At 71.9% G+C, this 14,895-nt stretch carries 16 protein-coding genes; 6 read left to right on the top strand and 10 right to left on the bottom strand.

Translation table 11 applies throughout. From position 1 onward, the window contains the following. Positions 1-47: 47 nt before the first annotated feature. Genes rdgB through murI form a run of 4 tightly spaced genes read right to left on the bottom strand, consistent with a single transcriptional unit; the run spans position 48 to position 3,054 of the window. Positions 48-707 (bottom strand): RdgB/HAM1 family non-canonical purine NTP pyrophosphatase, encoded by a 660-nt coding sequence (gene rdgB, locus ASD06_RS10660; RefSeq protein WP_056676921.1) that lies wholly within the window; start codon positions 705-707, stop codon positions 48-50. Then, positions 704-1,459, bottom strand: coding sequence for a ribonuclease PH (gene rph, locus ASD06_RS10655; RefSeq protein WP_056676918.1), 756 nt, complete (start codon positions 1,457-1,459; stop codon positions 704-706). The genes rdgB and rph overlap by 4 nt, the downstream gene beginning before the upstream one ends. A gap of 9 nt (positions 1,460-1,468) precedes the next feature. Next, positions 1,469-2,254, bottom strand: coding sequence for an MBL fold metallo-hydrolase (locus tag ASD06_RS10650; RefSeq protein ID WP_056676916.1), 786 nt, complete (start codon positions 2,252-2,254; stop codon positions 1,469-1,471). Further along, positions 2,251-3,054 carry a glutamate racemase gene (gene murI, locus ASD06_RS10645; protein ID WP_056676912.1) on the bottom strand — a complete coding sequence of 268 codons (804 nt, stop codon included), beginning with the start codon at positions 3,052-3,054 and terminating at the stop codon, positions 2,251-2,253. Before murI ends, ASD06_RS10650 begins: the two co-directional genes overlap by 4 nt. A 189-nt stretch (positions 3,055-3,243) precedes the next feature. On the opposite strand from murI, the gene ASD06_RS10640 reads away from it, so the two are divergent. Continuing rightward, positions 3,244-4,242: a hypothetical protein gene (locus tag ASD06_RS10640; protein WP_157371651.1), complete on the top strand. Its 999-nt coding sequence runs from the start codon at positions 3,244-3,246 to the stop codon at positions 4,240-4,242. Between the two features lie 9 nt (positions 4,243-4,251). On the opposite strand, the gene ASD06_RS10635 is transcribed toward ASD06_RS10640, so the two are convergent. After that, entirely contained in the window at positions 4,252-4,830 is a 579-nt protein-coding gene (locus ASD06_RS10635) for a DUF2017 domain-containing protein (RefSeq protein WP_056676908.1), read from the bottom strand. Between the two features lie 9 nt (positions 4,831-4,839). Further along, a complete protein-coding gene (gene clpS / locus ASD06_RS10630) occupies positions 4,840-5,130 on the bottom strand; it encodes an ATP-dependent Clp protease adapter ClpS (RefSeq protein ID WP_235502305.1) in 291 nt (96 codons plus the stop codon). A 139-nt stretch (positions 5,131-5,269) separates the two neighbouring features. On the opposite strand from clpS, the gene ASD06_RS10625 reads away from it, so the two are divergent. Both ASD06_RS10625 and ASD06_RS10620 read left to right on the top strand, forming a co-directional pair. Continuing rightward, positions 5,270-6,520, top strand: a complete 1,251-nt coding sequence (locus tag ASD06_RS10625; protein WP_056677161.1) for a nicotinate phosphoribosyltransferase — start codon at positions 5,270-5,272, stop codon at positions 6,518-6,520. After that, positions 6,517-7,119, top strand: coding sequence for a nicotinamidase (locus ASD06_RS10620; protein WP_056676904.1), 603 nt, complete (start codon positions 6,517-6,519; stop codon positions 7,117-7,119). The genes ASD06_RS10625 and ASD06_RS10620 overlap by 4 nt, the downstream gene beginning before the upstream one ends. On the opposite strand, the gene ASD06_RS10615 is transcribed toward ASD06_RS10620, so the two are convergent. Beyond that, positions 7,109-8,797, bottom strand: a complete 1,689-nt coding sequence (locus ASD06_RS10615) for a 5'-nucleotidase C-terminal domain-containing protein (protein ID WP_157371661.1) — start codon at positions 8,795-8,797, stop codon at positions 7,109-7,111. The genes ASD06_RS10620 and ASD06_RS10615 overlap by 11 nt on opposite strands. A gap of 450 nt (positions 8,798-9,247) precedes the next feature. On the opposite strand from ASD06_RS10615, the gene ASD06_RS19150 reads away from it, so the two are divergent. After that, positions 9,248-9,397 carry a cytochrome c biogenesis protein ResB gene (locus tag ASD06_RS19150; protein WP_162248071.1) on the top strand — a complete coding sequence of 50 codons (150 nt, stop codon included), beginning with the start codon at positions 9,248-9,250 and terminating at the stop codon, positions 9,395-9,397. Here the strand turns inward: ASD06_RS19150 and ASD06_RS10610 are convergent. After that, positions 9,394-10,617, bottom strand: coding sequence for a homogentisate 1,2-dioxygenase (locus tag ASD06_RS10610; RefSeq protein ID WP_056676898.1), 1,224 nt, complete (start codon positions 10,615-10,617; stop codon positions 9,394-9,396). The two genes, ASD06_RS19150 and ASD06_RS10610, sit on opposite strands and share 4 nt — an antisense overlap. Before the next feature lie 97 nt (positions 10,618-10,714). Here ASD06_RS10610 and ASD06_RS10605 point away from each other — a divergent pair, with 97 nt between their 5' ends. Both ASD06_RS10605 and fahA read left to right on the top strand, forming a co-directional pair. Beyond that, positions 10,715-11,545 (top strand): hypothetical protein, encoded by an 831-nt coding sequence (locus ASD06_RS10605; protein WP_056676895.1) that lies wholly within the window; start codon positions 10,715-10,717, stop codon positions 11,543-11,545. Then, positions 11,542-12,756: a fumarylacetoacetase gene (fahA, locus tag ASD06_RS10600; RefSeq protein WP_056676893.1), complete on the top strand. Its 1,215-nt coding sequence runs from the start codon at positions 11,542-11,544 to the stop codon at positions 12,754-12,756. Before ASD06_RS10605 ends, fahA begins: the two co-directional genes overlap by 4 nt. A 22-nt stretch (positions 12,757-12,778) precedes the next feature. On the opposite strand, the gene ASD06_RS10595 is transcribed toward fahA, so the two are convergent. Continuing rightward, positions 12,779-13,489, bottom strand: coding sequence for an RDD family protein (locus ASD06_RS10595; protein WP_162248070.1), 711 nt, complete (start codon positions 13,487-13,489; stop codon positions 12,779-12,781). Between the two features lie 69 nt (positions 13,490-13,558). Further along, entirely contained in the window at positions 13,559-14,776 is a 1,218-nt protein-coding gene (gene hppD, locus ASD06_RS10590; RefSeq protein WP_056676886.1) for a 4-hydroxyphenylpyruvate dioxygenase, read from the bottom strand. Between the last annotated feature and the right edge of the window lie 119 nt (positions 14,777-14,895).

Here is a 14,895-nt window from a genome sequence, read left to right as displayed (position 1 = left end):
GGGCGGTGGCCCGTCGTCGCTGACCCGTTCCGGGCGACGACCCGGGGTCAGTCCTTCGCGAGCAGGTCGACGACGTGCGGGGCGATGGCCCGCAACGCCTTCCCGCGGTGGCTGATCGCGTGCTTCTCGGCGTTCGTGTACTCCGCCAGCGTGCGCGTCTCGTCGACCCGCAGGATCGGGTCGTAGCCGAAGCCGTTCTGGCCGCGCGGGGAGCGCTCGAGCGTGCCTCGCACCTCGCCGTGCTCGACCAGCTCGGTGCCGTCCGGGGTCACGAGCGCTGCGGCGCAGACGAACCCGGCGCCCCGGTGCTCGTCGAGGACGTCGCTCAGCTGGGCCAGCAGGAGCTCGACGTTGGCGCGGTCCTTGGCTTGCCGGTCGAGATCGGTTCGGCCGCTCCAGCGGGCCGAGAAGATGCCGGGCGAGCCGCCGAGGATGTCGACGGCCAGGCCGGAGTCGTCCGCCAGGGCGGGCAGGCCCGTCACGGTGCAGACCGAGTGCGCCTTCAGCAGCGCGTTGGCCGCGAACGTCGCGCCGTTCTCGACGACGTCCTCGATGCCCTCGAACGCGTCGACACCGACGACGGCGCGGTCGAGGTCGATCGACAGCCCCCGTTCGGCGACCACGTCGGCGAGGATCTCGCGCAGCTCGACGACCTTGTGCGGGTTGTGGGTGGCCAGGACCAGGCGCGCGCCGTCGGGGGCGCTCACTTGCTCTCCTCCAGGGCGGCGCGCTGCAGGCGGGTCAGCTCGGCGCAGCCGGCCGCGCCGAGGTCGAGCAGCGAGTCGAGCAGCGCGCGGTCGAACGCCTTCCCCTCGGCGGTGCCCTGCACCTCGACGTAGCGGCCGTCGCCGGTCATCACGATGTTCATGTCAGTGCCCGCGCTGACGTCCTCGTCGTAGCAGAGGTCGAGCACCGGGCGGTCGCGCACGATGCCGACGCTCACCGCCGCCACCGAGCCCGTGAGCGGCTGCGCCGTCGCCGCCACGAGGCCGCGGGCCCGAGCGTGCTCGACGGCGTCGGCGAGGGCCACGTAGGCGCCCGTGATGGCGGCGGTGCGCGTGCCGCCGTCCGCCTGCAGCACATCGCAGTCGAGCACGATCGTGTTCTCGCCCAACGCCTTCGTGTCGATCACGGCGCGCAGGCTGCGCCCGATGAGGCGGCTGATCTCGTGCGTGCGGCCGCCGATGCGGCCCTTGACCGACTCGCGGTCGCCGCGGGTGTTCGTGGCCCGTGGCAGCATCGCGTACTCGGCCGTCACCCAGCCCTGGCCGCTCCCCTTGCGCCAGCGCGGGACGCCGGCCGTGAACGACGCCGCGCACAGCACGCGGGTGCGGCCGAACTCCACGAGCACGCTGCCCTCGGCGTGGTCGAGCCACCCGCGGGTCAGCTTCACCGGTCGCAGCTCGTCGACGCCGCGCCCGTCCGGGCGCGCGTCAGTGGTCAAGGGTTCGGTGGACATGCCACCAGGCTAGAGGTCGTACGTCGCACCCGGCTCGGCGACGTCGAGCGGGCCGTCCCAGACCTCGCGGGCCTGCTCGACCACCTGCGCTGCGTCGTTCCACGGGGGCAGGTGAGTGAGCACCAGTCGCTGCACACCCCCGGCGTCGAGCGCGGCCTGCGCGGCCCGGCGTCCGGACAGGTGGATGCCCTTCGACTCGTCGCGTCCGTCGATGAACGCCGCGTCGGCCAGCATCAGCGAGGCGTTGCAGCACAACGACTCCAGCGCCTCGCAGGCGTCGGTGTCACCGGTGTAGGCGAGCACCGCGCCGCCGGCCTCGACTCGCACGCCGTACGCCTCGACCGGGTGGTTGACGCGCATCGGCGTCACGGTGAACGGGCCGATCTCCACCGGCTGGGCGTCAGCCCACTCGGCGAACTCGTACTCGCGGTTCATCCCCGGCTCGGGCGACAGGTCGTAGGCCCGAGCGAGTCGCGCGGCTGTGCCCGTCGGCCCCCACACCGGCACGCGGGGACGCGGCTGCGGGCCGACCGGCGAGTGCTTGAGCATCACGTACAGGCCGCACAGGTCGAGGCAGTGGTCGGCGTGCAGGTGCGACAGCAGCACCGCGTCCAGCGTCATGGGATCGAGGTGGCGCTGCAGCGCGCCGAGGGCCCCGCTGCCGAGGTCGAGAGCGATGCGCCAGGTGCGCGGCGCGCCGTCCGCGCCCACGCCGTCGGCCTCGACGAGGTAGCACGACGCCGGTGACTGCGGGCCGGGCACCGAGCCCGAGCAGCCCACCACGGTGAGCCTCATCGCGCCGCCACGAGCAGCTGGGCGCGCGAGATCTCGGGGCCGAGGAACCGGCGTCCGAGCTCGGCGAACGTCTCGGGGTCGCCGGTGGTGACGAACCGGTGCTGCGGCGCGGGCAGGTGGGCGGCCCGCAGCAGGTCGTGCTGCACCAGCTGGCGGTAGACGTCCTTCGCGGTCTCCTCCGCGCTGCTCACCAAGGTGACGAGGTCACCGACGACGTAGGAGATGACGCCGGTGAGCAGCGGATAGTGCGTGCAGCCGAGGATCAGGGTGTCGACGCCCGCGGCCACCACGGGGTCGAGGTACTCGTGCGCCGCCTCCAGCAGCTCGGGGCCGGAGGTGACGCCGGCCTCGACGAACTGCACGAACCGCGGGCAGGCCTGCGTCGTCACCTGCAGGTGCGGCGCGGCGGCGAAGGCGTCCTCGTAGGCGCCGGAGGTCTTGGTGGCCTGCGTGCAGATCACCCCGACGTGCCCGACCCGGCTGGCGGCCGCGGCGCGGCGCACGGCCGGCCGGATCACCTCCACCACCGGGACGTCGTACCGCTCGCGCGCGTCGCTGAGCACGGCCGCGCTGGCCGAGTTGCACGCGATCACCAGCAGCTTCACGCCCTGGTCGACGAGGTCGTCGAGGCACTCGAGGGCGAACTCGCGCACCTGGGCGATGGGGCGCGGCCCGTACGGCTGGCGCGCGGTGTCGCCCAGGTAGAGCACCGGCTCGTGCGGCAGCTGGTCGAGCACCGCGCGCGCCACGGTCAGCCCGCCGTAGCCGCTGTCGAAGATGCCGATGGGTGCGTCTGCCACGCGTCCGAGCCTACGGTCGCCGCGGCGTCCCGCTGCTCATCGGGGGCGTGACCCTCACCACGCGCCGCCCCGCCCGCCCCCGCCGCAGCACCGTGGTGGCTGAGCATCACCGATGATGCGCTCGCACCACGATGGTGGCCCTGTGGACGACGCAGCACCGGCGGGCGACTGACCCGGCAGAGTTCTCGGGTGTCTCGCGACCTCCCTGACCCCGCCCGAGCGCTGCTCGCCGGCCAGTCGGGCGTGCTCAGTCGTCAACAGCTCCTCCACGCAGGCTGCTCGCGGGGGTGGGTGGCCCAACGACTACGACGGCGGGAGTGGCGGGCGCTGCACCCGGGCGTGTACCTCTGCCACAACGGCCCGGACGACTTCGCCGCCCGCCTCAGGGCAGCGCTGCTGCACGGAGGCGACCACGCGCTGGCCGACCGCCGCACCGCCGGCTTCCTGCAGGGACTCGTGGACGACGAACCCCGCCACCTCGAGATCGTCGTCCCCGCCACGCACCACGTCACCGCTCCGCCGGGCGTCAGCCTGCGCCGCAGCCGGCTGCACGACCTGCTGAAGCACCCGGCCGCGGCGGTTCCCCAGGTGCGGCTCGAGCACACCGTCCTGGAACTCGCATCGGCCGAGCGGACACCGGACGACGTGATCGGCTGGCTCACCCGTGCGTGCGGGCGCCGCTTGACGACGCCGGCGCGGCTGCGAGAGGCCCTCGAGCAGCGCTCGCGCGTGAGGCACCGCAGGCTCATGCAGGACGTGCTGACCGACGTCGCAGCAGGTGTCGTCTCTCCGTTGGAGCGCAGGTACCTGCGCGACGTCGAGCGGCGGCACGGATTGCCCGCGGCCACGCGCCAACGGCGGCGCGTCGTCGATGGCGCATGCCGGTACAGCGACGTCGAGTACGAGCGGTACCGCGTCCGCGTCGAGCTCGACGGCCTGGCCTACCACCCCGCCCACGAGGCGGAGCGCGACGGCCGCCGAGACAACGCCGCACTGCTCGTCGGTGACGTCACGCTGCGCTACGGCTGGGGCCCCGTGGCGGGGGCGGCGTGCCACGTCGCCGTCGACGTGGCCTCACTCCTGCGTGACCGTGGCTGGCTCGGAGCACCCCGTGCGTGCTCACCTACCTGCCCCATCCCGTCAACGTGGTGGTCGCGCATCACGGGCGATGCTCAGCGACCACGATGAGGCGGCGGGTCAGGAGCCGTCGGGCAGGGGCTCCAGGAGCGCCTCGACGAGCGTCTCCTGCAGCCAGGTGAGGAAGTCGTAGACGGCGAGCAGGAAGCCCAGGCCCCCGGGCTCGTCGGAGTCCTGCTCGTCGGCCAGCGCCTCGAGCCGTTCGTGGTCCTCGTCGACCTCCAGGCCCATCCGCGAGGCGAGCACGAGCCGGACGTCGGTCAGCGCCACCACCCACGCGCGCGCCTCGTCGTCATCGAGCAGCAGCGCGCCGTCGCGGCCCAGTGTGCGGCGGGCCACCTCCAGCCCGGCGCGCTTGCGCTCACGCAGGCCGCTCTCGGTGTAGCGGCGGAACTCCGCGGCGGCCTCGGGGTCGTCGCGGTGGGCGTCCGGCAGCAGCCGGGCGAGTGCGGGGTCGGACGGCGGCTCGACCGCCGTGCCGATGCCGACGAGCTGGGCCAGCGGGTCGTCGTCGCCCGGGCCCGCGTCGTCGTCCAGCAGCTCGTGCACCTCGACGAGCAGATGCGCGAGCAGCCCGCGCTCGTTGTCGTCGAGCCGCGCCCGAATGCCACGCCGCGTGCGGCGGAAGCCCTTGGCCACCAGTCTCCCTCAGTCGTCCTTCTGCATCGTGGCCCACAGACCGTAGCCCTGCAGCGCCTCGACGTGGCGCTCCTGCTCCTCACGGTCACCGGTGGCGACGACGGCCCGGCCCTTCTGGTGGACGTCGAGCATGAGCTTCTCGGCCTTGGCCCGCGAGTACCCGAAGTACGACTGGAACACGTACGTCACGTACGACATGAGGTTGACCGGGTCGTTCCAGACGAGGGTGATCCACGGGCGCGCGACGTCGGCGTCTTCCGCCGACCGCGGCTCGTCCAGCTCGACCGGCGACGTCACCACGGCCCCCACTGTAGGTGGCCGGGCGCGCACGCAGCACCTCGACGACACCCGCTCTAGGCTCAGGAGCGTGACGACGCCCGCCTGCCCACCGGCGCAGCCGCCGAGCACCGCGCTGCTCACCGACCACTACGAGCTGACCATGCTGCAGGCCGCCCTGCGCAGCGACACGGCCGGACGCCGGTGCGTGTTCGAGGTGTTCGCCCGCCGGCTGCCCGAGGGTCGGCGGTACGGCGTGGTGGCGGGCACCGGCCGGCTGCTCGACGCCATCGAGGCGTTCTGCTTCGGCCCGGCCGAGCTCGAGCAGCTCGCGGGCGTGGTGGACGACGCGACCCTCGACGTGCTGCGCGGCTGGCGGTTCACCGGCTCGATCTGGGGCTACGCCGAGGGCGAGTGCTTCTTCCCCGGCTCGCCGCTGCTGCGCGTCGAGAGTTCGTTCGCCGAGGCCGTGGTGCTCGAGACCCTGCTGCTGAGCATCCTCAACCACGACTGCGCGGTGGCGGCGGCGGCCAGCCGGATGACGGCGGCCGCCGGCGACCGCCCGTGCATCGAGATGGGATCGCGCCGCACCCACGAGCGGGCGGCCGTCGCGGCGGCCCGCGCCGCCTACGTCGCGGGGTTCGCCACCACGAGCAACCTCGAGGCGGGCCGCAGCTACGGCGTCCCCACGGCCGGCACGGCGGCCCACGCCTTCACCCTGCTGCACGACGACGAGCGCGCCGCGTTCGCGGCGCAGGTCGACAGCCTGGGCGCCGGCACGACACTGCTCGTCGACACCTACGACGTCGCGGCCGCCGTCCGCACAGCGGTCGAGGTGGCGGGCACCGACCTGGGTGCCGTGCGCCTGGACTCCGGCGACCTGGTGGTGCAGGCCTTCCAGGTGCGCCGTCAGCTCGACGAGCTCGGCGCCACGAAGACGCGGATCATCGTCACCAGCGATCTCGACGAGCACGCCATCGCGGCGCTGGCCGCAGCGCCCGTCGACGGCTACGGCGTCGGCACGTCGCTGGTCACCGGCTCGGGCGCACCGACGGCGGGCCTGGTCTACAAGCTCGTCGCGCGTGAGGGCGCCGACGGCGAGCTCATCGGCGTCGCGAAGCACAGCAAGGACAAGGTGAGCGTCGCCGGCCGCAAGTGGGCGCTGCGCCGTCGCGGGCCGGACGGCATCGACCAGGCCGAGGTGGTCGGCATCGGCCACCAGCCCTCGGACGACGGCGACGACCGGCCGCTGCTCGTCGAGCTCGTGTGCGACGGCGAGGTCGTCGGCCGCGAGCCGCTGGCCGCGGCCCGTGAGCGCCACTTCGCTTCTCGCGCAGCGCTTCCAGCGTCCGCCCTGCAGCTGTCGAAGGGCGAGCCCGCCATCCCGACCGTCTACGAGCAGGAGCACCCATGACCGCCGAGGCACTCGTCGTCGTCGACGTGCAGAACGACTTCTGCGAAGGCGGCTCGCTGGCCGTGGCGGGTGGCAGCGACGTCGCCGCCGCCATCGCCGACCTGATGCGTTCGGGCGGCTACCGGCACGTCGTCGCCACCCAGGACTGGCACGTCGACCCGGGCGAGCACTTCAGTGACCAACCCGACTTCGTCGACACCTGGCCGAGGCACTGCACGGCCGACACCCACGGTGCCGACCTGCACGCCGCCGTGCCCCACGAGCTGCTGGACGCCGTGTTCCGCAAGGGCGCCCACGCTGCGGCCTACTCCGGCTTCGAGGGCACCACCGTCCAGACCACCGCCGACGAGCCCGACGGACGTCGCACCGGCCTGGCCGAGTGGCTGCGCGAGCGCGGGATCGAGTCGGTCGACGTCGTGGGCATCGCCACCGACCACTGCGTCCGGGCCACGGCGCTCGACGCGGTGACCGCCGGGTTCACCACCCGCGTGCTGCTCGACCGCACGGCGGGCGTGGCCGAGCAGACCACCGGCCGCGCGCTCGACGAGCTGCGCGCGGCCGGTGTGCTGCTCGAGGGCGAGCCCGTCGTCAGGACGTGATCTGCAGCGGGGTGGACCCGTAGTACAGCGCCCAGTCGACCGTCGAGAAGGTCGACGAGTCGATGGTGCCCTTGGCCGACGCCCAGTCGATGAGCAGCTGGCGGATCTCGAGCTGGCGGTTGTAGACGACGGGCGCGGTCGTGACGTTCGGGAAGTTGCCGCCCCCGGACTGCCGGTAGTTGTTGATCGCGATGACGAACGTCTGCGCCGGGTCGATCGCCGAGCCGCCGTACGCCAGGTCGACGATTCGCGAGCCCACCGCCTGGCCGAGGTCGATCTTGTACGTCAGCCGCGCGTCGATGCCGCCCATGATGTCGTAGTTGTAGTCGGGCGTGCCGTTCGGCGCGTTCGGCGTCACGGCGCCCGTGACGTCGGCCGCCGCCACCGGGCCGGCGCTGGTCTGCGGCTTGAAGTACCGCGCCGAGTACTCGAGGTACTCCTTGACCTGCGCACCGGTGAGGGTGATGCCGAGCAGCGTGTTGTCGTAGATGTACATGCCAGCGACGTCGCGGATCGTCACGTCACCGGCCGGGATGGACGCCGCCGGGTTGAACGGCGCCGCGATCGACAGCACCGGCAGCCCCTCCTGCGGCGTGCCCGCGAGCGCGGCCTTGACGGTCTCACCCTGCACCTGGTTGATGAAGTCCATCGCCGCGGTGTCCTCGTAGCGCGAGGTGGCCGCCGACATCGCGGTGGCGTTCTGCGCCACCACGGAGTTCACGTACGTGCGCACCGTCTCGTGGTCCTTCTGGATCAGCGACACGATCGCCGGGTCGGCGTTGACCTCGTTGCTCTTGAGCACCTGCGAGTGGCGGCCCACGACGCGCCAGCGGTTGCCGTGCCGCTTGAGGTCGATCTCGATGACACTGAGCCGCATGCCCCACTTGATGGGCTCGGTGAGCACCACCTGCTGTCCGGTCCTGTCGTTCGTGACGAACCGCTCGACGATCTCCTGGTGGGCGTGGCCGACGAGGATCGCGTCGATGCCGGGCACCTGCTGGGCCACGAGCGTCGAGGCGTTCTCCGGGTAGGGCAGCGCGTCGCCGTAGGACGAGGAGGTGTCGGCTCCCGAGTGCGCCGCGACGACGAGGACGTCGACACCCATCTTGCGGATCTTCGGCACCCAGTACGACGCCTGTTCGACGAGGCCGGGGAACTTCAGCTTGCCCTCGACGTTCGCCTTGTCCCAGATGGCGATGCCGGGGTTGGTGAGACCCAGGATGCCGACCTTGACGTACTCGTCGTCGCCCACGCGGACGCGCTTGATGGCGAACGGCGGGAACGCCGGGTGACCGGTGGTGGCGTCGACCGCGTTCGCGCCGAGCAGCGGGAACTTCAGCTGGTCCTGGAAGGCGCGCAGGAGCGGGATGCCGTAGTTGAACTCGTGGTTGCCCAGGGCGGCGGCGTCGTAGCCGATGCGGTTCATCGCCGCGGCCATCGGGTGCACGTGGCCCTGCGTGATGGGGTCGATCTTCGCGTAGTAGTACGCGAGCGGGGTGCCCTGGATGGTGTCGCCCGCGTCGAGCAGCAGCGGGTGGTGGTCGGCGGTCGCCCGCACGGCCTGCACGAGCGTCGAGATCTTGGCCAGGCCGATGTCCTCGTGCTTGCCGTCGTCGTACTCGGCGTCCTTGAAGTAGTCCCAGTTCAGGGCGCTGCCGTGCAGGTCGGTGGTGCCCATGATGGTGACGCGCACCGTCTCGGGCTTGCCGTGGCCGCTGCGGCGCTCGGCCGCCGACGCGGGGGCTGCCGCGTAGCCGGCAGCGGCGAGCACGCTGGCCGCCGCACCACCGCTGAGGACGGTCCGACGGCGAAGAGCTGAGGGGCCGGTGGGCCCCTCGGAAGGTCCGGCCGGCGAGGGTAGCGACGGCGGGACGGGGGGCTGAGACGACACGAGGCCTCCACACGTGTGAGCAGAACGGGTTCCCGAGCGGCTCGCACGCTACGCCCCGTGGGTGACAACGAACCAGGCAATACCTGACCAAACATGGGCCGCGAGATGTCGAGCATCGGGCCCGCCCGGGCGGCTCCGGAGATCATCTCGAGATGCGGGGTGCTCCTCAGTCCACTAGACCTGTGGTGCCGCGTCGGGGAGTCCTCCGCGGCGTAAACCACCATGGGAGGTCCTCACATGTCGCTCTGGCTGATCCTCATCATCCTCGGCGTGATCCTGGCCATCATCGGGTTCGCCGGCGTGGGTCAGGCGCTGATCTGGATCGGTGTGATCATCCTGGTCGTCGGCCTGATCCTCAGCTTCACGGGTCGCCGCGGCAGGGTCTAACGACCGCCCTCGGGGGCCGCACGGCCTCCGGACCAGCTCCAGGCGTAGGCGCCGTCGTCACTGGCGACGGCGCCTTCGCCCATCTCCAGGGGCTTGAAGGTGTCGACCATCACCGCGAGCTCGTCGAAGTAGTCCTTGCCCAGCGCGGCCTCGACGGCGCCCGGCTGCGGGCCGTGGCTGTGGCCACCGGGGTGCAGCGACACCGAGCCCTTGCCGATGCCGCTGCCCTTGCGGGCCTCGTAGTCGCCGTCGACGTAGAACATGACCTCGTCGCTGTCGACGTTGGAGTGGTAGTACGGCACCGGCACGGCGAGCGGGTGGTAGTCGACCTTGCGCGGCACGAAGGCGCAGATGACGAAGTTCCAGCCCTCGAACACCTGGTGCACGGGCGGTGGCTGGTGCACGCGGCCGGTGATCGGCTCGAAGTCGGACACGTTGAAGGTGTAGGGGTACAGGCAGCCGTCCCAGCCGACCACGTCGAACGGGTGCTGGGTCTGGACGACGACGCTGCCGACGATGCCGGACGGTCCGTTGCCGCGGTGCTTGGTGTAGACCTCGACGTCCGGCCCCTCGACGAGCAGCGGTTCGGTGGGGCCGTGCAGGTCGCGCTCGCAGTAGGGGCTGTGCTCGAGCAGCTGGCCGTACTTCGACAGGTAGCGCTTGGGGGGCCCGATGTGGCTGCTGGCCTCGATGCAGTAGGCGCGCAGCGGACCGGCGTCCGGCTGAGGCACCCAGCGGTGCACCGTGGCGCGCGGGATCACCACGAAATCACCCTGCCGCGCCTCGAGCGCGCCGAACACCGTCTCGACCGTCGCCGCCCCAGACTCGACGTAGACGCACTCGTCACCGATCGCGTTGCGGTAGTAGGGGGACGGGGTGTCGCTCACTGCGTACGAGATGCGGACGTCGCCGTTGCCGAGCACGAGCCTGCGGTGTCGCACGACGTCGAGGCCCTGGCCGGGCGCCTCGCCAGGGAAGAGGTCATGGAGCTTGAAGTGGAACGGCCGCAGCGGGTGGTTGGGCGTCGTTGACAGGTCGGGCAGATCCCAGACCCGGGCGTCACTCATGGCCGACGGGATGTGGCGGTGGTAGAGCAGCGAGGAGTCGGACGAGAAGCCCTCCTCACCCATGAGCTCCTCGCTGTAGAGGCCACCGTCGGGCCGCCGGAACTGGGTGTGCCGCTTGGGCGGGATCTCACCGACGCTGCGGTAGTAGGCCACGGGTCCTCCAGTGCTCGCGCTTCACCCGACGCAGTGCGTCCGATTATCGGACGCAGCTGTCCTGTCAACGACGCTACGGTGCGCTACCGTGCCAGGCATGTCAACCACCGCCCTGCTGCACGCGTTGATCGACGACGCGGCCGTCTTCCCGCCGGGCAACGCGCCGGTGCGCGAGGCGGTCGAGGCCCACCGCGGCTACCGCCGCTCGCCCTTCGCCGACGCCGTCGGGCCGCTGCTCGTGCGGGCGGGGGAGTCCTCGACGCTCGCGCCCCTGCTGGAGCCGGCTGAGTGCCTGCGCGTCGCGCTCGTGGTGCGCCCCGGCGCGGAGGACCCGGGCATCCTGCCCACCATGGTCGGTCAGCTGCAGCGCGACGACCGGGCCGAGGTCGTGAGCCTCGAGCTGCCGGTGTCGGACCCGCTCACGCTCAAGCCCGCCACCGAGCTCGGCCTGCCGGTGTGGCTCGAGGTGTCACGCCACGAGGTCGACCGCGACCTCGACGCGGTGGCCGCGATCGGCACCCACGCCAAGTTCCGCACCGGCGGCCTGGAGCCCGACGACCACCCGAGCGAGGCCGAGCTCGCGCACTTCATCGCCGCCGCGAAGCAGCGGTCCCTGCGGTTCAAGCTCACGGCCGGCCTGCACCACGCCGTGCGCACCACCGACCCCGACCACGGCTTCGAGCAGCACGGCGTCGCCAACGTCCTGCTGGCCGCGAGTCTCGACGACGAGGCCGCCATGGCCGAGGTGCTCGCCGAGCGCGACGGTCGGGCCCTGGCCGAGCGGCTGCAGGCGCTCGACACCGAGGCCGTCTCGCGGCTGCGTGCGTCGTTCGCGTCATTCGGGTGCTGCGGCGTCACCGACCCCATCACCGAGCTGGCCCGGCTGGGCCTGACGACCGCACCGACGACCGCACCGGAGCAGCAATGACCGCGATCGACCTGCCCGCCGACTCCCCCTACGGCCTCGACCACCTGCCCTACGGCGTCTTCTCCACCGCCGAGGAGGCACCGCGCGTGGGTGTCAGGGTCGGCGACCACGTGCTCGACGCCGCGCCCGTGGCCGCGGCCGACGGGCTCGCGATCTCCGGCGCCCTCGCCCAGCCCACACTGAACGCCTTCCTGGCCGCCGGCCGCGCCCAGTGGGACGCCACACGCGAGTGGCTGGTCGACCTGCTCACCCAGGACGCCAACGCCGAGCTCGTCGCGCCGCACCTGCTGCCGCTCGACGCCGTCACGCTGCACCTGCCGTTCGAGGTCGCCGACTACGTCGACTTCTACGCCAGTGAGCACCACGCCACCAACGTGGGGCGCATCTTCCGGCCTGACGGCGAGGCCCTCACGCCGAACTGGAAGCACCTGCCGATCGGCTACCACGGCCGCGCCGGCACGGTGGTGGTGAGCGGCACAGACGTCGTCCGGCCCACCGGTCAGCGCAAGACCCCCGCCGATACCCACCCGGCGTTCGGCCCGAGCATCCGGCTCGACATCGAGGCCGAGGTCGGCTTCGTCGTCGGCACGCCGTCCGCGTTGGCGTCGCGGGTCGACGTCGACGACTTCGACGAGCACGTGTTCGGCGTGGTGCTGCTCAACGACTGGAGCGCGCGCGACATCCAGGCCTGGGAGTACGTGCCGCTCGGCCCGTTCCTCGGCAAGTCGTTCGCCACGAGCGTGTCGGCGTGGGTCACGCCGATGGCCGCGCTGTCCGCCGCCCGCATCCCGCTGCCCGAGCAGCACCCAGAACCTCTGGACTACCTGCGCGGCAACGACTCCAGCGCCCTCTTCGGCTTCGACCTCGCCATCGAGATCGAGCTCAACGGCCAGGTGGTCGCGCGGCCGCCGTACCGCACGCTCTACTGGTCACCGGCTCAGATGCTCGCGCACCTGACCGTCAACGGCGCCAGCCTGCGCACCGGCGACCTGTTCGCCAGCGGCACCGTGTCAGGCACCGAGCGCGACGAGCGCGGCTCGCTGCTCGAGCTCACCTGGAACGGCAGCGAGCCGATCGAGCTGGCCGACGGCACGACTCGCGGGTTCCTCGAGGACGGCGACACCGTCGTCCTGCGCGCGACGGCGCCCGCCACCGGTGGGGGCCGTCTGGCGCTCGGCGAGGTGCGCGGCACCATCCAACCCGCCCGCTGACCGGCCGCGCCGCCCCTGCGACCTACCTCGCCGCTCGACCGGGCTGCGAGCGGCGCACGACCACCGTGCCGGCGAGCTTGTCGTGCAACGCCTGGCGCCTCGGGTCGCGCACGGGCCACACGATGTCGACGAACAGGTACGCCGTGCCCACGTAGGGCAGGGACGACGCGGCCTCGAAGCCGAGCCAGCGCCGCAGCACGACGTCGACCGTGAGCTTCTGGTCGGCGACCAGCCGTCGCACGCGCAGCCCGAGCGCGAGCTTGCCGGGGGTCGCGGCCTTCCAGAGCAGGAACGCCATCTCGTAGGCCAAGGTGACACCGAGGCTGACGAGCGAGATCACCGCGAGCGCCTGCAGCATCTCGGCGTCGTAGACGAAGGCCGGCGCTGGGTCGCCCGCCTCAGCCGCGCGCATGGCCGCGCTGAACTGGTCGACGAACGACGCCGTCGCCACCCGCGCCTGCGGGAAGGCCACCAGCCACGAGAGCGCCGAGGTGATCACCAGGTCGATCAGCCGGGCCCCGGCTCGGGCCCACCAGCTCGCGAGCGCGGCGCCGTCGTCCGTGGTGGCGACGGGTCGCGCGCCGACGGTGGCCGCCGGGGTGGCGGGCCGGGTCCAGTCCTCGATCGGCTCCGCGCGCTCGTAGGTGTCGTCGGTCCACGCCGAGCCATCCCACCAGCGCATCTGCTGCGCCACGTGGGGATCGGGGTACCAGCCGGGCCGAGGTGAGGTCACCCGCGCCATTGTTCCAGCACTCGGCCCCCGGACCCTGAGGGGTCCGGGGGCCGGCTGCTCGGCTGGATCTCAGAGGTTGCCGCGGCGCTCCTGCTCGCGCTCGATCGCCTCGAAGAGGGCCTTGAAGTTGCCCTTGCCGAAGCCGAGCGAGCCGTGCCGCTCGATGAGCTCGAAGAACACCGTCGGGCGGTCGCCCACGGGCTTGGTGAAGATCTGCAGCAGGTAGCCGTCCTCGTCGCGGTCGACGAGGATGCCCCGCTTCTGCAGCTCCTCGATGGGCGCGCGGACCTCGCCGATGCGAGCGCGCAGCTCGGGGTCCTCGTAGTAGGAGTCCGGGGTGTCGAGGAACTCCACGCCCTCGGTGCGCATGGCGTCGACCGTGGCGATGATGTCGTTCGTCGCCAGTGCCAGGTGCTGGGCGCCCGGGCCGCGGTAGAACTCGAGGTACTCGTCGATCTGGCTCTTCTTCTTCGCGATCGCCGGCTCGTTGAGCGGGAACTTCACGCGGTGGTTGCCGTTGGCGACGACCTTGCTCATGAGCGCCGAGTAGTCGGTGGCGATGTCGTCACCGATGAACTCGGCCATGTTCACGAAGCCCATGACCTTGTTGTAGAAGGTGACCCAGTCGTTCATCTTGCCGAGCTCGACGTTGCCGACGACGTGGTCGAGGGCCTGGAACATGCGCTTCGGGGAGCCGGGACGCTTGACGTAGCTGCCCTTCCGCTCGACGTAGCCGGGCAGGTAGACGCCGTGGTAGTCCTTGCGCTGCACCAGGCTGTGGCGCGTGTCGCCGTACGCCGCGATCGCCGCCAGGCGCACGGTGCCGTGCTCGTCGTTGACGTCGTGCGGCTCCTCGACGATCGTGGCGCCCATGGCCCGCGCGTGCTCGATGCACTTGTCGACGTTCGGCACCTCGAGCGCGATGTCGACCACGCCGTCGCCGTGCGCGCGGTGGTGGTCGTGCAGCGGGCTGTCAGGGGCGACACCACCCTTGAGCACGAACTTGATCGAGCCGCTCTTCAGCACGTAGGCGTGGTGGTCGCGGTTGCCGGTCTCGGGGCCGCTGTAGGCGATGAGCTCCATGCCGTAGGCCGACTGGTAGTAGTGCGCCGCCTGCGTGGCGTTGCCGACGACGAACACCACGGCGTCCCAGCCGGTGACGGGGAACGGGTCCTTGGTCTCGTCGTACTCGACCAGGCCGACGAGCTGCTTCAGCTGGTCGAGGTCGAGCTCGGCCGCGCGCTCGTCGGGCGTCAGGGTGATCGGGTCGGGCGTCTGCGTGGACATGGCGCTCCTCGGTGAGACTGCGGGGTGTGCCACCGAGGGTGGCCTGGGCGGGCAGCGTGGGCAACAGGGCGCCGATCGGCTGGGCAGATTGCGCACACTGACCAGGTGCTATGCCGCCA

Source organism: Angustibacter sp. Root456 (genome assembly GCF_001426435.1).
In the GTDB taxonomy this organism is placed as follows: domain Bacteria; phylum Actinomycetota; class Actinomycetes; order Actinomycetales; family Angustibacteraceae; genus Angustibacter.
This window is presented reverse-complemented; position numbering and strand designations above follow the sequence as displayed.